Genomic DNA, 22,618 nt, shown 5'->3' on the forward strand with positions numbered 1-22,618 from the left:
GGCAGCAAGAACATCACGATCAGATCGAGTGCAGAATCACCAACGGAATCACCACGGCATAGAGCAGCGACAACGGCCAGCCGAAACGCAGAAAATCCAGGAAGCGGTAGTTCCCCGGGGAATACACCATCAGGTTCGTCTGATAGCCGATCGGCGAAAGAAAGCTCTGGCTGGCGGCGAACACCACCACGTAGATGAACATCAGCGGGGGCTGCTGCAGGCCTTCGGCCAGCTTGGCCACCACCGGCAGCAGCAGCACCACGGTGGCGCCATTGCTGAGCAGTTCGGTGCCCACGAGGGTCACGGCATACACGGCCACCAGGGCGCCGTAGACCGGCCATCCCTCCAGGCGCACGAGCAGGGCATCGGCCGCCAGCTGGGCCAGGCCGCTCTGCTGCAGGGCCGCACTGAAGCTGAACAGGCCTCCCAGCAGCAGGTACACGTCCCAGCGGATGGCGCGCAGGGCGCTGCTGGCATCGAGGCAGCCGCTGATCACCAGCACCCCCACGCCCAGCAGCACCGCCGCCACCAGGGGCATGATCTGCAGGCCGGAGAGCAGCAGCACCGCCAGCATGGTGAGCACCGCCAGGCCCTTGCGGTGGGTAGTGGGCAGATCGCTCTCGAGTTCATCGAGCACCACCAGCTCGCTGTTCTCCTGCAGACCGCGGATGGAATCGAGGGGCGCCTGCACCAGCAGCAGGTCGCCTTCCTTGAGCGTGAGCCGCCCGAGCCGGTCCTGCAGGGTGGTGTTGGCGCGCTTCACGGCCAGCACGGTGGCGTTGAAGCGCTGGCGGAAGCGCAGGTCGCGCAGGGTGGAGCCGGCCAGCTGGGAGCCGGCGGGCAGCAGCACCTCGGTGAGGCGGATGCCTGAGGGCAGGCTGGAGACGCCAGCAGCATCGGGGGCTTCCAGCAGGGTGCCGGCCAGAGCAACCATCTGATCCTGCTGCAGGCGCAGCAGTTCACTGCGGCTGCAGCGCAGCAGCAGGCGGTCGGAGGCCTGAAGACGAAGCTCGGCCAGGGGCGGCTGCAGCTTCTGGCCACCGCGGTGCACCGCCAGCACATCCACGTCGAAGCGGCGCTGCAGGCGGCTGGCATGCAGGGTGCGATCGCAGAGGGGCGAGCGGGAGGGCAGCACCACCTCGGTGAGATAGCCCTGCCGGGTGAGCTCGGTCAGCGACGTGCCGCCGTCGTGGCCGCGATCGGGCAGGAAGCGGGCCGCCAGGAGCAGGTAGAGGCTGCCGATCAGCCACACCGGAATGCCGATGGCTGTGAAGGAGAACAGCTGGAATTCGCCGTAGCCGAGCTTGGCCGACACGTCGCTGGCCAGCAGGTTGGTGGAGGTGCCGATCAGGGTGAGGGTGCCGCCGGTGATCGTGGCGATCGAGAGGGGGATCAGCACCTTCGAGGGGCTGACGCCACGGCGCCGGCACCAGCCTTCAATCACCGGCAGCAGGATCGCCACGATGGGCGTGTTGGGAATCACCCCGGAGAGCGGGGCCACCACACCGGCCAGCAGGGCCACGAGCCGCTGGGGCGAGCGGATCCGTGGTGAGCCGAGCAGTTCGCGCAGGCGATCGAGGGCGCCGCTGTGCAGCAGGCCTTCGGAGAGCACGAACATGCCCAGCAGGGTGATCAGGGCCGGGCTGCCGAAACCGGCCAGGGCATCGCCGGCCTTGAGCACGCCGGTGGCGATCAGCAGCCCGGCGGCCACCAGGGCGACGATGTCAGGGGCGAGCCAGCCGCCCACGAACACCACGATCGCCGCCAGCAGCACCGCGAGGGTGATCCAGCCGGAGGGAGTGATCAAAACCAACACCGGCATGAGCGCAACCAGGATGCCAGCTAGCCCTGGACGCAGAGTGTCCGTGGTCACTGGAGTGAAGGCCAGCGAGCGCGTCACGCTCAAGCAGCTCTTGCGCAGCTATGTGGAGCAGGGGCTCGACCCAGCTTCCATTGCCCTCGAAAAGCCTTAACGGGAGACGCGACAACCGAATTGGCCCGAATCAGGAAGGGAAACGGATCGGGCTGAGCCGAGGAAACCGGCGCTTCGTCCTATGCCATGACCGTAGCGACGACAAGCTCGTAAGGACGCCTTACGACAAGGAGACATGCGGCCTAAGCTATGAGCAGTGACTGGTTTGCCACCGATGGAAGTCGCCACACTCACCGCCAAAGGACAGGTCACGGTGCCGAAGGCGGTGCGTGAGGCCCTGGGATTGCGGCAGGGCGACCAGCTCAGCTGGGAACTGGAGGATGGCTCGGTGCGCGTGCGGGCGGTGACGCCGTTGGATCTGGCCTATCTCCGGGGGCTGGAGAGCAGCCTTAGCGAATGGAGCAGCCCGGCGGATGAGGAGGCGTTCCGCGAACTGTGAGCGCCTTCGAGAGGTACACGGTGGTGCGAGTTCCGTTCCCATTCACTGATCGCCAGGCCCAGAAGCAGCGGCCGGCGTTGGTGCTCTCACAGCCCTGCTTTCAGCAAAGCTGTGGCCATCTGCTGCTGGCGATGATCACATCAGCGCGGCAATCCTCCTGGCCCCTCGATTGGCCCCTTGAAGATCTCAATGCCGCGGGCCTGCCCCAACCCTGCCTGGTGCGCTTCAAGCTGTTCACCATTGATGAGCGGCTGGTGTTGGGTGGCCTGGGCGCTCTGGCCGCCGCCGATTGCACCGGTGTGTCGGCCCAGCTGGGCAAGCTGCTGCCCTCCGGGACCTGAGCGATGCCACACCAACATTCTGCGATAGACATAGACATGCTCAGGATTCCGAAGGCTTGATCTCTTCTATCAATACGGCCGCCGCTTCACTCAGCTGGAGCCGGTTGCGGGAGGTGTCTGCGAGGATGAATCGGCACTGAGCAACAAGGCATCGAGCCTGGATTCGAGATCGGCGAGCCGCTTGTTCTCTGTCTCGAGCTGCGCTATCTCTTTCTCGAGCAGCTTCGTTCGCTTCTCGCTCTCGAGCTCTCGCCTCTCGCTCTCGAGCGCTCTGATCTGCGCATCGATCGTTGGATGCCAGTTTAACTTCGCCAACCAGCGCCGCCACGGCGGCAATGAGGACAGGAATTCCGATTTGCTGATTGACGTTGAAGCGGATCCCGAGGAGATCGACATGGCTGTAGGAGGTAAAGAACGTGATCAGAACGACCAGGCAGCCGCCGAAAAGGGATGCATAGCCGGCGCGATCGAGGAAGGGAAACGGATCGGGCTGACCCGAGGAAACCGGCGCTTCGTTCTCTCCCATGACCGTAGCGACACCAACCCCAAACCGATCAATGAATAGTACGCCAGTACCATTAGCCCGTGCATTCGTGGTTTCACGGAATAGCCACAAGCGCCATGTCGCGAGCGGGCACCGTGGGACGCGCTACCTGCGGCGCTTGCTTTTCACATCAGCCCCTGAGCAGTTCGCTGCTGTCTGCGCCGCCAACCAAGAGGCAGTGGCGATCTGGCAGACCTGAACTCCGGGCCGGGACCAAGGCTCTGCGGCAGCCTCCAGAATCAGGCCGTCCGGCACACCATATGTGGTGTCCTGCCGGGTCTCTGGGCTGATACGTTTCGGCAAACCATCCCCTGCACACTGCCACAGCCATTTCCGTCGCTGCTGCACTTGCGCTAGAGACGGCCTGCTGCAATGGTTCACCCACCAACAAGGCGCTGCGCTGATGCCGAAAACCGCTCTGATCACGGGCATCTCCGGGCAGGACGGCTCCTATCTGGCTGAGTTGCTGCTCGAGAAGGGCTATGTGGTGCACGGCATCAAACGGCGGGCCAGCAGCCTGAACACCCAGCGGATCGACCATCTGTATCAGGATCCCCACGAAAGCGATCCGCGCCTTGTTCTGCACTACGGGGATCTCACCGACAGCACCAATGTGATCCGCATCGTGCAGCAGGTGCAGCCCGATGAGATCTACAACCTCGGTGCCCAGAGCCACGTGGCGGTGAGCTTCGAGAGCCCGGAATACACCGCCAATTGCGATGCGCTGGGCACCCTGCGGATCCTGGAGGCGGTGCGCATCCTGGACCTCACTGACAAGACACGCATCTACCAGGCCAGTACCAGTGAGCTCTACGGGCTGGTGCAGGAAATCCCCCAGAAGGAAACCACCCCTTTCTATCCGCGCAGCCCCTATGGGGTGGCCAAACTCTATGCCTACTGGATCACGGTGAACTACCGCGAGGCCTATGGCATGTATGCCTGCAACGGCATCCTGTTCAACCACGAATCACCGCGGCGGGGCGAAACGTTCGTGACCCGCAAGATCACCCGCGGGCTGGCGCGCATCGATGCCGGCCTCGACGACTGCCTGTTCATGGGCAACATCGACTCCCTGCGCGACTGGGGCCACGCCCGCGACTACGTGGAGATGCAGTGGCGGATGCTCCAGCAGGAGAGTCCGGAGGACTTCGTTATCGCCACCGGCCGTCAGATGAGCGTGCGCCGCTTCATCGAGCTGGCAGCAGCTGAGCTGGGCTGGGGGGCGATCGAGTGGCAAGGCGAGGGGGTGGACGAGATCGGCAGGCGCAGCACCGGCGAGGTGGTGGTGCGCATCGACCCGCGCTACTTCCGGCCCGCCGAAGTGGAAACGCTGCTGGGCGATCCGAGCAATGCCCACACCAAACTGGGCTGGACACCCACCACCAGCCTCGGCGAGCTGGTGACCGAGATGGTGGCCCACGACAAGGAGGAGGCGCGCAAGGAGGCGCTGCTGCGCCTCAAGGGCTTCAAGGTGGTGGGCGGTCGTGAGTGAAAAGCTGATCACCCCAGAAGACCGCATATGGGTGGCCGGCCATCGCGGCATGGCGGGCAGCGCCATCTGCCGGTCGCTGCAGAGGGCTGGTTACGGAGATGCAGCGGCGGCGCGCGCTGCCGGGGGATCGCTGCTCACCCCCGGGCGAGAGGAGCTCGACCTGCTCGACGCGACGGCTGTGGAGGGCTGGTTTGCGACGCACCGGCCGACTGTGGTGGTGCTGGCGGCGGCGAAGGTGGGCGGCATCCATGCCAATGCGGCCTACCCGGCCGATTTTCTGCTCGACAACCTCAAGATCGAGACCCATGTGATCGAGAACGCCTGGCGGCACGGGGCGCGGCGGTTGCTGTTCCTGGGCAGCAGCTGCATCTATCCGAAGTTCGCGGCGCAGCCGATCCGTGAGGAAGCACTGCTCAGCGGCGCGCTGGAGCCCAGCAACGAGTGGTATGCGATCGCCAAGATCGCCGGCATCAAGCTTTGCGAGGCGTTGCGGCGCCAGCACGGCTTCGATGCCATCAGCCTGATGCCCACCAATCTGTATGGACCGGGCGACAACTACCACCCGGTCAACAGCCACGTGCTGCCGGCGCTGATCCGCCGCTTCCATGAAGCCACCGAACGTGGCGACAAATGTGTGAGTTGCTGGGGCACGGGCACGCCCCTGCGCGAGTTCCTGCACGTCGACGATCTGGGTGAGGCCTGCCTGTTCGCCCTGGAGCACTGGAACCCTGATGCCTCCGGCGCGCCCTGCGGGGATGGCGGCGAACCGCTGAGCTTCCTGAACGTGGGCACCGGAGTGGACCTCACCATCCGCGAGCTGGCGGAGTCGGTGGCGGCGGCCACGGGTTTTGCCGGCAGGATCGAGTGGGACAGCAGCAAACCCGACGGCACCCAGAAGAAACAGCTGGACGTGAGCCGGCTGGCAGCGCTGGGCTGGCGGGCGCGCATCCCCCTGGCCGAGGGGCTGGCCGCCACCGTGGCCGACTTCCGCGAGCGGCTGGCGAGCGGCGAGCTGCGGGCGGGGTGAATCGGCTCAATCCATATTGGTGAGCCCCTCCCAGCGCCTGAATCTGGCGCCAGCGCCGGCAGGGCTGTTCGGCTCGGCGGCCGAGGGGCGCACTCAGAGCTGCTTCAGCGGGCCATCGCCCTGTGGCCGGCGATCACTGCGACTGAGCAACAAGGCATCCAGCCTGGATTCGAGTGCGGCGAGCCGCTCGATCTCTTTCTCGAGCAATTTCGTTCGCTTCTCGCTCTCGAGCTCTCGCCTCTCGCTCTCGAGCGCGCTGATCTGCGCATCGATCGTTGGATGCCAGTTTAACTACCCCTTCGGAGAAGACTTCGTCTTCGTCAACCAGCGCCGCCACGGCGGCAAAGAGGACAGGAATTCCGATTTGCTGATTGACCGGGATGTGGATCCCCAGGAGATCAACATGGCTGTAAGAGGTGAAGAACGTGATCAGGCTCAGGCCAGCGCATCACGGATTGCGTCAACAAGCGCACGGGCATGGCAAAGAGCGTCGTCGCTTTGCAGACGACCGAAATGGTCCGTCACGACTTCCACCCCAGACCTGCTGGCCGAGGCAGGCGAAACAGGCCCATTCATGGTGCCCTGCCTTGGCGCTCACCAAGGCCTGGTCCAGATCGGCGTGCGCCTGGTGCAGCCAGTCGGCGGAACGGTTCAGGCCAGCCACTCCTGAGCTAGACCGTCGATGGCCTGAAACTCCGGATCTTTGTGCAGCAGGGTGGCGCCGCAGTGGAGAGCAGCCGCGGCGATCCAGGCATCCGCCAAGGACAGGGCATGGGTGGCCTTGATCTGCGCGGCAGAGATCAGGAGGGGCTCGCTGGCTTCCAGCCAGTCGATCGGTAGCGCCTGCAGCTGTTCGTAGGCCAGTCGGCCGGCCCGTTCACCCTCGTCCTTCCAGACTCGGTAGAGCACCTCCATGCGGGTGATGAAACAGGCCGTGCAGCGCACAGGGCCCACCAGGGCCTGCTCGACCTGATCGGCACCGGGCTCGTCATCTCGCAGGGTGAGCAAGGCCGACGTGTCGAGGCAGAACCGGGTCACCGCGCCTCCAGTGCAGCATCAGCCAGCCGATCGGCCAGCTGGCGCTGGGTGGAGCCCCCGAGCTTCCCCTGCCCCCGAAAGGCCTTCACGGGAGAGGCGGCAACAGGAATGACCCGAATCGAGCCGTCGGCCTCCACGAACCACTCCAGCCGCTGGGAGGGGCCGAGCGCGAAGCGCTCACGGATCGCTGCCGGGATCACGGTCTGACCGCGGGACGTGATCGTGCTTCTCATGGCCAGCAGCTTGAATTACAATTAAGTCTAATCAGTAATTCACTGGCGGCTGAACGGCCATCCGGAGCGACCCCCACCATGCCCGCCACGATCTACCTGCACTGGGCCGCCACGCCCTACACCTGGGTGCGCTCCGGCCTGTATCACACCATCATCAGTGGTGACGGGCGGCTGAATCGCCTGCACGCCTACAGCGTGGACCTGCCGGCCCACACCTGGCGGCGCAACAGCAATTCCGTGGCCCTCTCCTGCGCCTGCATGGGCGGCCAGCCCGATCCCTGGACGATGCCGCCCACCGAGGCGCAGCTCGAAGCGATGTGCCGCGAGGCGGCCCGGATCGCCGCCAGCTGGGGCTGGAGCGCGGGCGACATCTCGCTGCAGACGGTGATGACCCACGCCGAGGCCGCCTCCAACCGCGACGGCCAGTGGATGCATGACAACTACGGGCCAGTGATCTGGGGTGGCAGCGGCGAGCGCTGGGACTTCCTGCAGCTCAGCAGGAACGGACCACCCACCGGCGGCGATGAACTACGCCAGCGCATCCGCCGGTATCTGAGCGAACCGGAGGCGACCGCCTCAAGCCGGCTGGAGTTCCGCCGCGCCAGCACGATGCAGGCCCGCGGCCGGGAGCTGGCGGTGGAGATCGATGCCGGCGGCACCTCCTGGGCCCTGGCCGCCGAGTTGCTGGCGCTCTACGAGATCCCCTACGAATGGGAGGCCAGCCGCCGGCGGATCCTGATCGGCAGCCTCGATGTGGCACCCACGTTTCAGGACAACCAGGTGCAGCCCTCGGTGGGCTGGCCGCTGTTCGAGATGGGGCTGCAGCGGGGGGATGCGCCGTTGATCCTGCGGGGCATCGTGCGTGAGAACCGGGCCTGGTGCCGGGTGCTGGAATTCGCCGAGGAATTCGGGATCAGCGTGAGCTTCGAGCCGTTCAGGTTGTGGGAACGGCGGGGTGGGTGAGTCCGACGCAGCGCCCGCAGTTGCGGCTCAGGGCAACACCTTGTCTGCCAGCCGTTGCAGGCGTTGGTCAGCCGTGAGCAACACGGCCGCTTCCCGGCGGGCCAGGGCGAGGGCTTCAACCTGCACATGGCATCGAGCACAAAGGCCGTAGGCATCAGCGCTCCCGATCGGCACAGATCAGCGCTTCCGGCGACTGAGGCCACTGCAGCGCGGGCTGCTGTTGCCAGCGCTGTGCGATCCGCTCGAGGGCCTGCTGTCGCCGTTGCCGCGGATCACCACCAGCGAGGGCCTCCAGATCGGCCAGGGCCTGTTGGCTGAGGCTGCGCTTGTGGGCGCGGGCCCGGCGCTGAAGCAGGGTGTGCAGAGGTTCGGGAAGGTCGCGGATCTGCAGGGATGGCATGGATCGCGCATAACAGTGCCTTCTTCAACATACTGAGAAGTCATGCAAACTGCATGCCTCCATCAGGAGGCGCGAAGGGCAGAACAGCGGCAACAGCCGAGCCCTGCATGCGGGCCAGGCACCAATCGATGCGACCGCCGGACCGGACGGCATGAGGAGGTGGGGGAGGGTCGAGCACCGTCTGCTGATCGGCATCGACGCGATGTGCTGGACTGTGCCTCCTGATCGGCAGCCTCGATGTGGCACCCACGTTTCAGGACAACCAGGTGCAGCCCTCGGTGGGCTGGCCACTGTTCGAAATGGGGCTGCAGAGGGGGGATACGCCGAGGAATTCGGGATCAGCGTGAGCTTCGAGCCGTTCAGGTTGTGGAAACGGCGGGGTGGGTGACAGGGTCCGCTCGGTAGCTTCAGCGACCTATTTCGAAGGGATTGAGTAGTGGCACCTCAAACGTTTTGAAGTCCGCTCCATTGCGGGTCACCACGGTGAGGTGGTTCACCTTGGCGATGGCGGCGATCATCGCGTCTTCATAGAGGGTGTTGGATTGGCGATGCATCAGCCGGGCCCAGCAGCGAAAGGCTGATCCATCCATCGGCAAAACGTTGTAGCTGAGGCTCACCAGATCCAGCCAGGCTTCGAGCTCGCTGGCTTTGCATGGGTCCTGCTCACGGGTGAGCTCAATACCTGCCTGGATTTCGCCCAGGGTCACCGTGGCCAGATGCAGGTTGGCGTCGTCTACGCCATCGAGCCAGGCCAATACCGCGCCATGGGGGCGTGGTTTGCGCAACTCTGAAACCACGTTGGTGTCGAGGAGATACAACGCAGCACCTACAGGCTGATCAGCTCACGCCGCCGGGCCTTCCCCCGGGGCGGCACCAGGGCTTCGCTGCGTGCCGAGGGGGCCAGCAAGAGCTCTTTGAGGGAAGGGCGGGCCGCAGCCTCAAGGCGGCGCCACTCCTCAATCGGCACGAGCACGGCGGTTTCCGCCCCACGGCGAGACACCACCTGGGGCCCCTCCCGCACGCAGGCATCGAGGAGCTCACTGAACCGCGCCTTGGCGTGCTGCACCGGCCAGATCGCCATCCCTGCTCTTCCCTGAATAACCAGTCATCTGACTAGACGGTACTTGCTCCCGCTCACGGTTGGGGCTACCCAAGCCGCCCTGATCACCGACCCATGCGGCGCAACTGGCTGGCTGGCTGGATCAGGGCGTGGCTCGCCGCTGGGGCCTGCTTTCGGCCAGCATCGGCCAGCACGGCGCCAATCTGCTGATTGCCGCCACTGCAGCCAGTGCGTCAGCAGAGCAGTGCGTCAGCAGAGAAACAGATCAGGTCAGCGCTGCTCTGATCAGGTGATCAAATCAATCCACTCCACGTCGGCGATGCCGCGAAAATCGCTGTCCATGGTGTGCAGCCTGGCCTGGCGATCCCTGGCCGTGGCCAGGATGATGCTGTCTGCCATTGGCAGCTGCAGGGCATGACTGAGCTGGGCTGCCGCCAGCGCAAGCCGGCTGTCGAGATCCACCACCTGGCCGCGCTGCATCACGGCGGCCGCCTGAACGGCCTGAGCCTCCCCGTGTTCGCGCAGGACCCACTTGAACACTTCAAAGATGCTGATCGCGGGCACCACAAGGGAGCTTTCGTCTGCCATCAGGGCCAGGAAGCGCTCGGCCTGAACACCATTGGTGAACACCTCGATCCAGCCCGAGGAGTCCACCACCACCCGCGTGTGCGTCACAGGCGATCACCCTCGCGCTGGAAGGTGTTCTTGCCCTGCAGAAAACCGCGCAGAGCCTCTGGAGACTGGCTGGGCACAAGCTCGATGCGCCCCGGCAAGGCGATCACCTGAAGGGTCTGCCCAGCCCTGAGGCCGAACTGTTCGCGGACCCGCTTGGGAATCACGACCTGGAACTTGGGGGAAACGGTTGTGACATCCATCGCAAGGTCGTCATACCAACTGCAGATCGATCCTAGTCCGTTTTGCGGCAGCCACCGGATTCAGCAGAGCCGTGATGCCGTGAGTGACGGCCTGCAGGTCAGCTCGGATCGACTGAAATCCAGCCAGTCGGAGCAGGTTGAGGGCTGCCGACCGTAGCGATGGGCGTCCTCACGCAGCTGGGTGTCAAGGATCCAGTGCCAGCCCTCATCCAGGTGATGGCACGGCCGTGGCTGATCTCATGATCAGTTGCCACTAAAAGGATGTGGCATTTCCCCTGGAACTGGCTCCTGATCTGGCGATGCAGTGTTTTTGGTTCCCCTTGACGGTCAGGAGGAAGTCGGCCCCCTGCTCCTGGAGCTGCCCGTAAACGGTCTCTGGGTGTGGAGGGCATCCGCCTGGATCAGCACCCCTTCGAGATCCAGCTCCCCGAGCAGTTGCCGGAGCACCGCCCGCTCGTGGTTCTCACCAGTGGCGTAGCAAGGGCTTCGGGCGATGCCGACTGCAGGTGATGGAGAAGATCGACGCCGCGCATCTCGGGGAGTTCATGCACCGCTACCTCAGCCCAGGCTCGGTCGTCGTCAGCGACGCCTTGCAGTCCTACCCACTCGCGATTGCGGACACGTTCGGGCACAAGTCGTTCAACATGAAGCGCTCCGGCCTGCCGGCTCACGAACTACTGCATGGGGTGCTGCACCAGGTGGCGAGCCTGCTCAAGCGCTGGCTTGCCGATACCCACCAGTCCGGAGGCTCCGCCGAGCACCTGCAGGCCTACCTGGATGAGTTCACCTTCCGGTTCAACCGCCGTCATGCACGGGGTCGTAGGTTGCTGTTCCTTCGGCTCCTGGAGGGCGCCGTGCTTGCGCGGCCGACGCCGATGCGGGAACTGATCAATGTCCCGAACCCACACCCCGTCGCGATGCACCCACCGGAAGGGCCGAAGTGCCCCAAAAGCCTTGCGGCAGGCTTACTTGACCGCCCATAGCGAGCCGAAGACCAATCTGATCTACTGCCGACATCCGGATAGCCCATAAATAGAATAGAATCGCGAGGTAGGCTTATAGCGCTAAGTTCTCTCCGATAAGTTCATTGGGATACCTCACGAAATCAATATTCATCTTTTGCCTAACTCCGTCAAACTCTGCCTTGAGTCTATCATGTGATGGCGACGACCATTTAGTTCCGCCAATAAAACCATGTCTAGTTAGCTGAAGACAAAGAGAGTCGAAATCTAAGATTGCACGACCCCTGACAGTAACACTTGGCTCGCTGACGGGCACCCATAGTTCACTTACAGATGGTATGCCAAATGTCTTTTTCGCCCCGAATGACTGAAGCTGCCAATCAAAGGTTCCATGTTTCTTGCGTCTCCATATAATAAATGAGTCTTGATGTATATTGGCAACCAGAGCATAGAGATGCACTGCAGAACCCTCTGCGAAAATAAGTTTTTCTGCTGATCCATAAAGCTGCAATTGACTTTCGATTGAATGCTCTTGAGGATGCAGAATCGTATATCCCTCCTTGATGAGATTGTCTTGAATAGCTGCCTCCAGGACGATTCCACCCTCTCGACCGCCCAGTCTCGATCGTGCTACGTAAAGCTTCTTTGGCCCATTTATCGGATTAGTACAAAGATTGCCAACCATTTCTCTGACAAGGGGATGCCCATATATAAAGCCTTGATTTAAGTCGCCTAATTGACCTGGAACAGCCAGGAACTTAATCTTTGTGGGCTCTGTAATAATTCTGTAGCTATTGCGAGGAAGCAGAAGCGCTAGTGTCTCATTTACAAATTGCGCAACTGGCCGACTTCTCTCTCTCAGATAAAAGACAATGCAATCAGCCTTAGCAAGGTGTTGAGCAGCCCAAAGCCTTGTTAGGCTTTCTGCCATAAAATGACCAAAGTGTTCATTTTGCAGAAGCCCACCAAAGACAAAGGAACCTTCAAGATTCTGACGAACTTCTAATCGGTCAAGAGGTTGTGGCTGATTATCATATGATCCTTTAATCTGAAGGCCTAGACTACATATACTACCATCGCAATAGTGGACACCCCCATCGAAGAAGCCTCTTTTGGTGCCGATGGCAGGGGCAAGCGAAGTCAGTGGTGCGACATAACCATCATTGATAAATTCTATACTCGCGGAAGTATTATAAGTTACCATATCAATTACTGGATCGAGTTGGGGGTAAGATCAACAAATAATAATATTGTTTTCTTTGAGTTCATGTTCACTGTTGAGATGAGTCGCATGGTAACCAGTGCCGAGAATCAGACTTTTGCTACAGTTCTTTCAGAAGCTTCTCCAGCTTGCACCCATGAATATGTGAAGGGGCATATACACGGGCATGGCTGATTCAAAGTGTGTCACAGGCGCTTTGGGCCTGGCTGAAACCAGTTGACCACAGACGATCTGACATTTTCAGTAGTTCCAAAATAATCTAGGAGCGGATTAAGTTCAGGAAAGGCCTAGACAAATTGAGTCTGCTCGCTCTCTTTCAAGATTGAAAAGGTAGATGCTAAAGCTGTAAGTCTATCCGCCGGCTGAAGATCATTAGACGTGAGGAATTCGTGTAGAATCTTTGCCAAGCTAGTTCGGTTATGATCGAAGTGATTTGCTTCTGCCATGCTCCATTTAACAGACGCAAGTATGTCTTCCACCCCCATCTCCATGAATTCGTTGATGCCAATAGACTTGATTCCGGTAGTTGAGGCCAATTCCCTGGTTCGGTTGTCAATGTGGATGCAAAGTGACGGCCTGCCAGCTTGTACGCCAAGTGCAACGCCATGATACCTTGGTCCCAACACAAAATCATAGTGCTGCAGGAAGTCAATCCAGCTTATGGCATCATAAAAAGAATAGGCATTCTTGCGCATCCAGTGCCTGATGCTGACTAGATTGAATCTGCCACCATAAGCCCCTAAAATACTCTCAACTTTTGGGTTTAGTTCTTCCTTTATGATTCCACTTGCAAGTGATAGCATCACATCAGGGTGTTGAACAATGTAAGCGCCTCTGGTGTCATCGACAAGCGCAACCAGCCGTTCTTCAAGTTTACGGGATGCTACATGATAAGGATTTCCTGCGGCAGCCACAATTCGATGGCTTTCAGCTTCAATGTCGTAAGAAGCAATCGTGTTACCTAATCGCTGATCAGATGATATAAAGAGAGATGGGCATCCCGTGACAACCGAATCATAGCCTATGCTTTCTAAAACCTGTTGAGTATAGTGACCTCGAACGCCTATGTTTGGGCTTGTACTTGCCCTGAGAGACTTAACAGTACTCAGAAAAGTCTTGGTCCCTGAAGGAACATCTATGCTATCTTCGTAATTTGTAGTTTGGGCTCCAAGCCCGATTAAAGTTACTGGGAGTGACCATGCGTTCAAGATTTTTGCCCATCCACCGAGATCAACATGGGCTCCAATTTGGTTGGCACAACAGATGACGACATGGTCAAATTGCTTTTGAGCCTCAGTGGGGTTCATGCCCCAGCCTATTACCTGTTGACGATCAGCTATGGCAAGCTTTGCCCCAAGTACAAAAGCAACATTACCTGTATTGCCTCCAACTGCTGAACTGTACCGCGCAGTCGAACATTCCCATGCCTCAATGTCCTTGAATGAGGAGATGCCTGCTAAATTGTCGACAACTGCAAGTCTTTTTGGCATGCTTGGTACCTTTTAGAAGAAGTGGGTTCAGGAGTTAGCTGGAGAATCAAAAAAATGCTGAAGAGACTAATAGGTTTACAGTAATGCCATATCCTTGGTCGCCTCTTTATTTGCAAGAATCTTGCTGTAGATCGCGTTGTGCGAACTTGAGCAGGTTGTATGAGAAGATGGTGGGGGTATGGCATCAAGAAGTTCCTTGTGAGCCAATTGATTACCTACTGAAGAGGCTAGTAGTGTGGCAAGTGAGGTTGGGTTGGAAACCGCAAAGGTATTGCCACCTAAACCTGTAACTTTTTCGGCTGTTCCGCCAATATTGCTTGCAAGCACTGGCCGCCGATAAAATAGAGCTTCTTGGATAACTACTGGTGAGTTCTCCCACCAGATTGATGGCATCACCAGCCAGTCATTCTCAAGCATCAATGCCTCGATGTCCTGCTGCCGGTAGCTGCCCCGCAGGATAACTCGATCTTTCACTGCTTGATGAAGTGTGTAAAACTCATCTTGGAAGTCCTGCTGCTGGTGCTCCAGATTGGCGCCGTTAATGTTCACGATAAAATTCCTGACTCCCTGCTCCTGCAGCAGCGCCACCGCTTGTAGTAGAACCAACACGCCTTTGTAGCGGTTCAGCTGGCCGAAATAGCCAAAACGGTTCAGCTCCGCTGAATAGCTGGCAGAATACCCCTCGCGCTTGCTCTCGTCAAAGCTGGCCGGCAGCCCGTTTTCGATCATCACAAAATTTGGATGGTCGATCCCGCAGGCCCTGTATCGATCAATCAGAAACTGGCTCGGGCTCACCAATGCATCACAGCTCTCCAGAATCGTACGAATGTAGTGACTACGAAGAAACATCTCTTGGGGCGTATGCTCTGGGAAGCACAGCGAGCAGGCCAACGGTGTGGCTTTGTGGCATAGCTTCAGCTTGCCGGTGGTCACCATCTGTCCGTTGTGCATGCACAGGGCCAGATACTCGTGCAGAGTAACCACAATCTTGCTCTTCGGACTGATTGTCTGTAACAATGGAATCACATCGATTCCGAAGTGACTGTAGTGCTGCAGATGGATGATGTCTGGCTTGATGTGATCCAGCAGCCGTTGCAGACTGCGCTTCATCTCTCCGATCGCCACATTCTGAAAGCGGAACCATTCGCAGCTGGTGCCGATCAGGTACTCCCGGTCGGAGCCCTCCACATTCCGCAGTTCCCCATGGGCCAGCACCCCCTGGCTGGTGTGCATGGCCGCCAGAATCCAGCACTCCGTATCCGGCTGATCCTGCATGGCCCGGAACAGGGAAAAAGCAGCATTCTCGGCTCCACCCACCGAAAACTGCTCGTGCGCATGAATCAGATACAGAACTCGCATGGCTATCCCATCGCCTCCAGCCGTGATCGTTTTAGCAGCTCGATTGCGCCGCCCCAGCGTTCCTGCTGGGTCAACGCATTCAGCGCCACCACCTTGGTCTTGAGGAGATCGTTGCTCTCCCCGTGGCCCACGCTCTGCCTCTCCAGGTGGTAAAAGCTGGCCTCCAGATCCACCAGCACCGGCAGCCCCATCGCCCGGATCCGCAGGCAGAGATCACTGTCTTCGAAATCACCGATCACGAAGTCAGTGCTCAGCCCGCCCAGCTCCCGGAACAGCTCGGTGCTCAGCATCAGGCAGGCCGCAGTGGCGGCTTCCACTTCCTGCAGGCAGGCTCGCTCGTCCTCGGCAAAACCAAGATTCAACCCTTTCATCGGATGCTCGTTGAGCCACACATCACTGAGACAGCCGGGCAGATCATCCTGCCGCACAAACTCCATGCCGGCATGTTGAATGCCACCATTATCAAACAACAACCGTGCCCCCAGCGCTCCCACCATGCCGCGGTGCTGTTGGAAGGCACGCAGCAGGATCGCGAAACTTTCCTGCCGCTCGGGCAGCACATCGGAGTTCAGCAGCAGGAGCGTGTCGCCTCGCGCCTGCCGGCTGCCCACATTGTTGGCACCGGCATAGCCCAGGTTGGTGGCATTGATCACCGTTTCGAACGGCATCCGATAGAGCGTGTGGCAGCGTCTGGCCAGGGCTTCGAAGGTCTGCTTCAGGCGTGGATCATCGAGCACATAAATCAGTTGATAGCGCAGGGCTTCATCGCCTCCCCGGCGCAGCCAGGCATTGAACCAGTTCAGCTGGTATTCCATGAAATCGATCCGCCCGTAGAGGGGCACCACGATGCTCAGCTCCGGTTGCTCCGGCACTGGTCCGTAGCGCTTCAGCGTTGGAGGGCATTCCATCTTCCGGCGCAGCTGATCACTCCAGGCAGCCCGCAGCTTCACGGCCGCTTCAGGAGCCAGCAGCTCGCAGCGATCACTGAACAGCGTGTCCACCGAGTGCTTCATCTCTGCGGTGGTGAGCTCACTGCTCACCGGCTGACGCCGCACCAGAAACTGTTCTCCGTTGCGGAGCACCACGAACAGCTCCATGCCTTCACCATGTGAAGACACCATCCGTTCGTCTTCTCCCCGCACCAGGGTCAGCCTGAAGCCGGCTTCGTAGCCTGCGGAACATCCGCAACGTGCCATCTGATCCGCCAGGTCGGCCCGGGATTGGTACTTGGCGGTCCCCAGATTCAGCCGCTGAACGCGTGTGCCCTGGATCAGGCAGAGATGCTCGAGCTGATTCCCGGGATCGATGATCCAGCCCTGCAGGTTCTGTAGGGTTCCGCAGCTGCTGAGCTGAATGGCGTCGAGAGCCATGATGAAGCCGCTGCTCTCGCTCCGATCCGCGATATGGCTGAGTTGGTTGCGGGGATTCTCCTCCAACCACTGCAGGGTCGACAGCACCCGGCCCAGCAGATCAACTTCCGAGCTGATCGTGCTCTGCAAAGGGGATTGCCTCAACCCCTCCAGCGCCTCCAGCGCTTTCTCCCCTTCCCCACAAGCCAGATGCACCCAGGCCAATGAAAGCTTGGCGTGGAAGGCCACCTGCTCACGGGCCTCCTGCAGCGGGCTGGGGCCGTCCTCCTCGGCCACGGCGCCCGCATCGGCCAGGGCTTGCAGGGATTGACGGGTGTGCTCAATCTGTCCGAGCGAGGCTGCGCTGCGCAGACCATAGAGACTCGCCCAGGGGGCCAGTTCTGCTCCCTCCGGATGGTTGCTCACCTGCTCCAGCAGGGCGATGGCCACTCGATGCCGACTCTTCTCGTGGCACCAGTGGCCGAATTGGTAGAGCGAGAGGGGTTCGAGCTCGGCGCACCACTCCCCCACCAAGCTGTGATCAAGGCTGCGGACAGCGGCGTCATAGTTCTGCTCACGCACCTGCTCAAGCCAGTGGTTGCGGTGCTCCCGCAGGGCCGTGCCAAACCGCTCACTGCCGTGGCTGGCAAAGGAACGGCGCAGCGGCCGTGGCCGATCAAGATCGATCGTGGCAACTGCTCTTGGAGCAGGTCGTGCAGGAGGGGGCTTCAACCCATTGGTTGAGACCTGCGTCCTGGTTGGCGGCTGCTGGAGCGGTGGGGAGAGCGGCCCATTCGCCTCATTGGTGTTGGCCAGCAGCGCAGCCAGTGCCGACCAGATCGCGGTGTTGCGCGGATCTTGCAGCAGTTGATGTTGCAAGTGGGCGAGTTCAGAGCGGGTGTTCACCACTGGCATCAGCGTTGCGCCTCCAGCACCAGCACTCCGGGGATGTCATGCCCCAGCACCCCATGCTTCCAGCTGACGATGTGATGCACGGCTGAGGAGCGGAACCCTGCCTCGCTGAGCTGATCGAGCAGATCCCAGCCAGGAATCTGGAACACCACGGCTCCTTCCTCTGGTCGAAGGGGATCTCCATGGAAATCAGGCTCACCCAGAAACTGGATCCTGCCGCTGGCGGCCTCTCTCCTTGCCTTGGTAATGGTGGAAAACTGGCCCAGCGCCAGCGGGCAGGTGGCCACCAGCCGCCCCCCCGGGCGGAGCACCCGGGCGATTTCAGCCAGAGCCTTGGGCAAGTTCTCAATGTGCTCGAACACCTCGCTGGTGATCACAAGATCGAAACTCCGATCAGCGAAATTCAAAGCCTCAAGATTCTGATTAACAATGTCTCCCCAGACAGCCTCACCATCGGGCACTCCATCAAGAAATTCACTGAGGGTGATACCGGGAACCAGCTGCTTGAGGCGCAGGGCAAATCCAGAGATGGCTTCAGCCAGATAAATCGCTTGCTCCCTGAGTGTCTCAAGACCACCGAGGCAGTCCTCCAGCACAAGTAGAATCGCCCGATTGCGTGAAAGGCATCCCCTAGCATGCAATGACTCCCGATAGTTCGGAGCCAAAATACTGAGTTCCTCTGGTGTAATATGCTCTGCCGTGAGCGGCTCGATGATTCCCAGTTTTTGGATCACTTCGATGCAGGAAGGTACGTAGCCTGCCTGGCTCAGCAACTCGGGGATCAGGGGTTGAAATTGCTCGAATGCGGTGAATCGCTCATGCTGATGGTGCAATCTCAGGCAATGATCACTCGGGATAAAGCATGACGTGGACGCAGGGTTTGAGACAGCCACTGAAGCAACTTACAGCGATTGAGCAGAGGATGGGGGAACTGTACTCAGTATGGGGAGTCCAAAATCTGGAGAGACGCCCCATGTGCAGTGGCACTGCTGAATGCTTTCACCCGTGATCCTAAGGCGACGTAGTGCTTGTTACAGCAAGCATGTTCGCTGCTTGGATGCGGACCTGCCCCCCGTGTGTTAAGCAACACGAGGGATACTCGTCCCGTCCATCTGGTCGCACCCTTTCGCCTCCCGGCGCTGATCCCGATCCAGGCCGCTGAGGCCTGGCGCCGATCAGGCCTTGAGGCAGGCCTCCGCCGCGGAACGGTGAATCCACACCACATCAGCGCGCGCCAGGAACGGCAGGTCATCAGAGGCCTGGTTCGTGAAGCGGAACAGCTCATAGCCATAGCCGCGCAGCAAGGCATCCACCTGGACCCAGGGCTGCAGGAACGAAGCCGTGGGAGCTGTGCTCGATACGGAGCACTCCACCTGCACGAAGTCAACAGCACCGATGGCGAGCATGGGCTCGAATCCCCGCAGCACCTCCAGATCATGACCTTCGCAGTCGATCTTGAGGAAGTGGATCCTGTTGATGCCGTGACGTTGGCAGAAGCCGGCCCCGGTGCACAGAGGGACAGATTCGGTTGGTGGCCCGCCTATGGCCGGCTTGGTCTCAGCTGAGGGGGAAGCCATCACCAGATGGTTCACCGTCACATCCGGCTCTGCGGTGATCATGCCTTGGCCATCAGTGGAGCTGAGGGCCAGCCGGCTGATCAGCGTGCGTTCCTCACAAAAAATCGGGAATTTACTTAAATTGGTGTAGCACTCGGCATGGATAGAGGCCACTGGCTCGAACAAATAATAGTGAGCCTGCGGGTAGTGCTGCAGAAAGAGATAGGTGAACCAGCCGTGGTTGGCACCCACATCGAACACCACATCCATTGCTGCCATCGGCAGGCGCTCCTGGATGTAGGCGGCAATGCTGTCTTCCAGGTCAGAGCGGTGGAGAGCAACGGACATCAGGCCACCATGGCAGGTGCAGATTCATCAAGCCAAGTTTATTCTAACAGTGACAGCAAAATAGCCAGCAGAAACAGCTGCTTTCAGCACTCCGCAAACGTGGAGTTCCGCGCCGTCGTCAGCGCTGAGCCATCAGTTCGAGCACCTGATCCACCGTCACGGTCATGTCGGGATAGTTGGGGCCCTGATCGGTCACTTGCTCATCCCCCACCACGATGCTGTGATCAATGCCCAACCGGGAGCTGATCAGCGCAAAGGCCGGCGTGCCATTGCCTGCAGCCATCAGTTCCATGGCCCTGATCGGGGCCCGCTGCCGAAACATCAGCAGGGTGAAGGCCGCTCCATGGGGGCCGATCACCTGCTCGTGGCGGCTGATCAGCTGGGCCTGCTCGCGTACGGACAGTGTGCCGATCGACTCCACCACCTGCAGCCTCGGAGAGTGGCGTTGCAGCCGCTCGAGCAGCTCGGCCTCGTTCAGCACCCGCCTCCGGCTGCGACGGGCCAGGTACAGCACACTTCCCTCAGCTGCCTCCAGATCCCCTGGCAGGGCCAGCAGATCGCGCAGGAACGCCATCGCCCAGGCCGAACAGCGCTGCAAGGGATGCCGGTGCAGAGCCCGCCTCACATAGAACAGCCGCTTCACCCTCAGGCACTGGCCCGGCTCCAACCAGTGGAAGCGGTGTCCATGCAGTTCCTGCGCCATGGCCAGCAGCTCCTGCTGAAACCGCTGCCCGGGCTGACCCACCAGCACAGCCATGGCACGGCGGCAGTCGGCCGCCAGAGCCAGCAGGCTGAGCTCATCGCAGATGAAATGGCAGAAATTGCTGGGGTCGATGTCGCTGGTGGCCACGAACAGCTCGTCGAGCTCTCCCACCACTTGCTCCGCAGCAGGGTCGGCGAACGGGGCCCCCAGCAGAGGGGCGTAGGCGCTGCTTCCATCGGCCACCAGGCCGCCGTCCGTTCGGATCAGGTGAAACCCCATCCAGTTCTCGACGGTGGCGTTCTCCAGCAGGGCCACCTCCACCCGTGGTGGATCAAGCAGCACGGTTTCGGTGGCCAGCGGAAAATGCAGCCGCTCGGGCGTGGGGCAGCGCAGCCGGTAGCTCAGATCGATCGGGGTGCTGCGCACAAGCACGGTGGGCCCTGCCGCGGCAGCAGGCGCTGGTGCCAGACCCATCGCTTGGACGGCTTCGGCCGAGGCCTTGTCGGCTGCATCACCCCAGATGACCCCATCAAGCCCGTAGTGGTGATGGCAAGCCAGCAAACCTCCCAGCAAGTGCGCTCGACGATTCACAGGATCGCCGGCCGGCTGATCGGATCAGACCATTCTGCAACACAAGCATCTAGGGCTGCTCAGCCCAGCAGCTCCACCAGATCGTGTCTCGCCGCCAGTGCCAGGCCTCGGATACCGTGCCGCAGTTGCAGCTCAAGCAGCAGGGGCAACCGCAGGGGGCCGCAGCTGGCCACCACCCAGTCAATCGGCTGCTGCCTGTGCAGGCCAAGGATCTGATCCACCAGAGCGGCCAACGCCTCTTCGTAGCCAAGGCCAACGGGCGGCTCGAGCAGGTGCAGTGGCTCCCGTTTCAATCGCCGGCGCAGGCCATCCGCACCGTTCGTCACCACCACCACATGGCGCTCGGCCAGCAAGGCACTCAGCTGCGTCCGGGTTGGAGGCTCCACCAGCTCCGGCCTGCGGCCCGACCCCTCGCTGAGGGCCTGCAGCAGGGGAAGCACGAACCAGTCGGCGCTGTCGTCGGAGCTCCACAGCACCGCCTCGCCCCACAGGGCAGCCATCATCAAAGGTCCGAGCACCCCATCCGCCCAGCGGCGGCACACCTCCGCCGCAGGCAGGTCCCCAGTGCCAGCCCCGGGAAAGCCCGCCTCAAACAGGCGACCCAGACTTTCAACAGGGTCAGTCGGATCGAACCACCAGGCCGGGTTCCGGGGAAACGCCTCGCCCCCCTGGCGCAGGGTGCTCAGCCGGAGCAGCACCGGATCGATCACCGGCTCCTGCCTCACCAGAGCTCTCACGGCCGCCAGCTCCAGCGGTTCCAGCTCCACCAGCAACTTGAACGATGTCGGCTCGAGTGGGGGCAAGCTGCTGTGCTCCTGCCAGGGACTGCCCACTCCCGCATGGCGATGCCACACCGCGGCGGCATAGCGAAACCGAGCGAAGCACTCCGGCTCGAGCCCGGAGCCGGCGATCCAGAGCACGGACAGAGAACGGAGCATTCCCTCAAGAGCCGGCTCCAACAGGGGCTTCTGGGCAGTAGGCGCCCCGGCCAGAGAGTCCCGAACCCCGCTGAAAAAAGCGCTCACCACCCGGTCGAGGCCAGCCTCATCCCCGTCTGCAAGCCAGGGGTGGAGGTTCAGCTCCAGGCAGCCATCGCGCCAGGCCACGGCCTCCTCCCCCGGCAGCGCCACCAGGGCGAGCTGCCGCAGTAGCTGGCGAGCCCCGGCGGGGGGGCCATCCCGCCATAGCCGTGAGGCCGTGGCGGCCAGCTCGGAATTGGACGGCCGGCTGTGGTTCTCGGACCTGGCCACTGGGGCCGGAACCACAGCGCGAAGCGCCTCAACCTCAGCCAGCACCCAGGCGGGGCATGGATCCAGCAACACAGCCAGACGCTCGTGCAGCTCCAGGGAGGACGCCGCGGCTCGAGCCAGCAGATCCTGCGCCCAACCCGGCTCAGTCAGGAACGACTTCCAGAACGCAGCTCCGTCCTGCACCACCTGCTGCTCCAGCACCGGCAGCCAGTCCGGCGGGCTGACCGGCAGGTGCTGGTGATCAACAAGGATGCGACTCAGTTCCAGGCAGAGTTCAGCCCGCCGGGGCTGCTCCAGCGGCTGGGGGCTGTTCGTGTTCACCACCCCGTGGATCGCGATGGTCAGATCGTTCACGAGTTCCCCGTAGAAGCGGTGCAACTCGCCAGCGCGGTCGGAATCCCCGGGAGCCAGGCTGCCCAGCAGATCTCTCGCTCCCTTCTGCAACTCCAGCGCCGCACTCCAGTCACGCCGGCCGATGGCCTGCCGACTCCCCGTGAGGCTCTCGAGAAAGGTGGCTTCCGCCGCCACGGC

The 22,618-nt window shown here is 61.3% G+C and carries 25 protein-coding genes; 8 read left to right on the forward strand and 17 right to left on the reverse strand.

Translation table 11 applies throughout. The features are described from left to right. Positions 1-19: 19 nt before the first annotated feature. Positions 20-1,822 (reverse strand): SLC13 family permease, encoded by a 1,803-nt coding sequence (locus KBY77_RS01185; RefSeq protein WP_315856449.1) that lies wholly within the window; start codon positions 1,820-1,822, stop codon positions 20-22. Between the two features lie 325 nt (positions 1,823-2,147). On the opposite strand from KBY77_RS01185, the gene KBY77_RS01190 reads away from it, so the two are divergent. Beyond that, positions 2,148-2,372, forward strand: coding sequence for an AbrB/MazE/SpoVT family DNA-binding domain-containing protein (locus tag KBY77_RS01190; RefSeq protein WP_197163608.1), 225 nt, complete (start codon positions 2,148-2,150; stop codon positions 2,370-2,372). A 20-nt stretch (positions 2,373-2,392) separates the two neighbouring features. Next, positions 2,393-2,713, forward strand: a complete 321-nt coding sequence (locus tag KBY77_RS01195; protein ID WP_399212076.1) for a type II toxin-antitoxin system PemK/MazF family toxin — start codon at positions 2,393-2,395, stop codon at positions 2,711-2,713. Between the two features lie 40 nt (positions 2,714-2,753). Here KBY77_RS01195 and KBY77_RS01200 read toward each other — a convergent pair whose 3' ends face one another. Further along, positions 2,754-3,239 carry a hypothetical protein gene (locus tag KBY77_RS01200; protein ID WP_255101788.1) on the reverse strand — a complete coding sequence of 162 codons (486 nt, stop codon included), beginning with the start codon at positions 3,237-3,239 and terminating at the stop codon, positions 2,754-2,756. A 421-nt stretch (positions 3,240-3,660) separates the two neighbouring features. On the opposite strand from KBY77_RS01200, the gene gmd reads away from it, so the two are divergent. The 3 genes from gmd to KBY77_RS01215 are packed head-to-tail and all read left to right on the forward strand — an operon-like array spanning position 3,661 to position 6,446. Next, positions 3,661-4,749 carry a GDP-mannose 4,6-dehydratase gene (gene gmd, locus KBY77_RS01205; RefSeq protein WP_255101789.1) on the forward strand — a complete coding sequence of 363 codons (1,089 nt, stop codon included), beginning with the start codon at positions 3,661-3,663 and terminating at the stop codon, positions 4,747-4,749. Next, positions 4,742-5,776 carry a GDP-L-fucose synthase gene (locus KBY77_RS01210; protein WP_255101790.1) on the forward strand — a complete coding sequence of 345 codons (1,035 nt, stop codon included), beginning with the start codon at positions 4,742-4,744 and terminating at the stop codon, positions 5,774-5,776. The genes gmd and KBY77_RS01210 overlap by 8 nt, the downstream gene beginning before the upstream one ends. Positions 5,777-5,792: 16 nt before the next feature. Then, on the forward strand, positions 5,793-6,446 hold the full coding sequence (locus KBY77_RS01215) for a hypothetical protein (RefSeq protein WP_255101791.1): 654 nt from the start codon (positions 5,793-5,795) through the stop codon (positions 6,444-6,446). Here KBY77_RS01215 and KBY77_RS01220 read toward each other — a convergent pair. Then, positions 6,428-6,814, reverse strand: a complete 387-nt coding sequence (locus KBY77_RS01220; protein ID WP_197163589.1) for a PIN domain-containing protein — start codon at positions 6,812-6,814, stop codon at positions 6,428-6,430. The two genes, KBY77_RS01215 and KBY77_RS01220, sit on opposite strands and share 19 nt — an antisense overlap. Then, complete coding sequence (locus KBY77_RS01225) at positions 6,811-7,047, reverse strand: AbrB/MazE/SpoVT family DNA-binding domain-containing protein (protein ID WP_255101792.1); 237 nt, start codon at positions 7,045-7,047, stop codon at positions 6,811-6,813. The genes KBY77_RS01220 and KBY77_RS01225 overlap by 4 nt, the downstream gene beginning before the upstream one ends. 78 nt (positions 7,048-7,125) lie before the next feature. Here KBY77_RS01225 and KBY77_RS01230 point away from each other — a divergent pair, with 78 nt between their 5' ends. Beyond that, positions 7,126-8,010 (forward strand): N-acetylmuramoyl-L-alanine amidase, encoded by an 885-nt coding sequence (locus KBY77_RS01230; RefSeq protein ID WP_255101793.1) that lies wholly within the window; start codon positions 7,126-7,128, stop codon positions 8,008-8,010. Positions 8,011-8,164: 154 nt separating this feature from the next. Here KBY77_RS01230 and KBY77_RS01235 read toward each other — a convergent pair whose 3' ends face one another. The 5 genes from KBY77_RS01235 to KBY77_RS01260 all read right to left on the reverse strand — a co-directional run bounded on the left by KBY77_RS01235 (position 8,165) and on the right by KBY77_RS01260 (position 10,345). Continuing rightward, positions 8,165-8,410, reverse strand: coding sequence for a FitA-like ribbon-helix-helix domain-containing protein (locus KBY77_RS01235; protein WP_255101794.1), 246 nt, complete (start codon positions 8,408-8,410; stop codon positions 8,165-8,167). Between the two features lie 407 nt (positions 8,411-8,817). Beyond that, on the reverse strand, positions 8,818-9,228 hold the full coding sequence (locus KBY77_RS01245) for a type II toxin-antitoxin system VapC family toxin (protein ID WP_255101795.1): 411 nt from the start codon (positions 9,226-9,228) through the stop codon (positions 8,818-8,820). Positions 9,229-9,236: 8 nt separating this feature from the next. Continuing rightward, positions 9,237-9,491 (reverse strand): type II toxin-antitoxin system Phd/YefM family antitoxin, encoded by a 255-nt coding sequence (locus tag KBY77_RS01250; RefSeq protein WP_197163567.1) that lies wholly within the window; start codon positions 9,489-9,491, stop codon positions 9,237-9,239. A gap of 264 nt (positions 9,492-9,755) precedes the next feature. After that, positions 9,756-10,145 carry a type II toxin-antitoxin system VapC family toxin gene (locus KBY77_RS01255; protein WP_255101796.1) on the reverse strand — a complete coding sequence of 130 codons (390 nt, stop codon included), beginning with the start codon at positions 10,143-10,145 and terminating at the stop codon, positions 9,756-9,758. Then, positions 10,142-10,345, reverse strand: a complete 204-nt coding sequence (locus KBY77_RS01260; protein ID WP_197163563.1) for an AbrB/MazE/SpoVT family DNA-binding domain-containing protein — start codon at positions 10,343-10,345, stop codon at positions 10,142-10,144. Before KBY77_RS01260 ends, KBY77_RS01255 begins: the two co-directional genes overlap by 4 nt. Before the next feature lie 381 nt (positions 10,346-10,726). Here KBY77_RS01260 and KBY77_RS01265 point away from each other — a divergent pair, with 381 nt between their 5' ends. Then, positions 10,727-10,855, forward strand: a complete 129-nt coding sequence (locus tag KBY77_RS01265) for a hypothetical protein (RefSeq protein ID WP_255101797.1) — start codon at positions 10,727-10,729, stop codon at positions 10,853-10,855. Further along, positions 10,855-11,328: a transposase gene (locus KBY77_RS01270; protein WP_255101798.1), complete on the forward strand. Its 474-nt coding sequence runs from the start codon at positions 10,855-10,857 to the stop codon at positions 11,326-11,328. The genes KBY77_RS01265 and KBY77_RS01270 overlap by 1 nt, the downstream gene beginning before the upstream one ends. 73 nt (positions 11,329-11,401) lie before the next feature. Here KBY77_RS01270 and KBY77_RS01275 read toward each other — a convergent pair whose 3' ends face one another. The 8 genes from KBY77_RS01275 to KBY77_RS01310 all read right to left on the reverse strand — a co-directional run bounded on the left by KBY77_RS01275 (position 11,402) and on the right by KBY77_RS01310 (position 22,615). Then, entirely contained in the window at positions 11,402-12,511 is a 1,110-nt protein-coding gene (locus tag KBY77_RS01275; RefSeq protein WP_255101799.1) for a glycosyltransferase 61 family protein, read from the reverse strand. 305 nt (positions 12,512-12,816) lie between these two features. Then, positions 12,817-14,019, reverse strand: a complete 1,203-nt coding sequence (locus KBY77_RS01280) for a polysaccharide pyruvyl transferase family protein (RefSeq protein WP_255101800.1) — start codon at positions 14,017-14,019, stop codon at positions 12,817-12,819. Between the two features lie 75 nt (positions 14,020-14,094). Then, positions 14,095-15,378 (reverse strand): glycosyltransferase, encoded by a 1,284-nt coding sequence (locus KBY77_RS01285; protein ID WP_255101801.1) that lies wholly within the window; start codon positions 15,376-15,378, stop codon positions 14,095-14,097. A 2-nt stretch (positions 15,379-15,380) separates the two neighbouring features. After that, positions 15,381-17,633, reverse strand: coding sequence for a glycosyltransferase (locus KBY77_RS16590; RefSeq protein WP_255101802.1), 2,253 nt, complete (start codon positions 17,631-17,633; stop codon positions 15,381-15,383). An 8-nt stretch (positions 17,634-17,641) separates the two neighbouring features. Continuing rightward, positions 17,642-18,235, reverse strand: a complete 594-nt coding sequence (locus KBY77_RS01295; protein WP_255101803.1) for a methyltransferase domain-containing protein — start codon at positions 18,233-18,235, stop codon at positions 17,642-17,644. Positions 18,236-18,814: 579 nt separating this feature from the next. Beyond that, entirely contained in the window at positions 18,815-19,543 is a 729-nt protein-coding gene (locus tag KBY77_RS01300; protein ID WP_255101804.1) for an FkbM family methyltransferase, read from the reverse strand. 118 nt (positions 19,544-19,661) lie between these two features. Next, positions 19,662-20,819, reverse strand: a complete 1,158-nt coding sequence (locus tag KBY77_RS01305; protein ID WP_255101805.1) for a DUF563 domain-containing protein — start codon at positions 20,817-20,819, stop codon at positions 19,662-19,664. 77 nt (positions 20,820-20,896) lie between these two features. After that, positions 20,897-22,615: a hypothetical protein gene (locus tag KBY77_RS01310; RefSeq protein WP_255101806.1), complete on the reverse strand. Its 1,719-nt coding sequence runs from the start codon at positions 22,613-22,615 to the stop codon at positions 20,897-20,899. Between the last annotated feature and the right edge of the window lie 3 nt (positions 22,616-22,618).

The organism is Synechococcus sp. Cruz-7E5, assembly GCF_024345995.1.
GTDB lineage: Bacteria > Cyanobacteriota > Cyanobacteriia > PCC-6307 > Cyanobiaceae > Regnicoccus_A.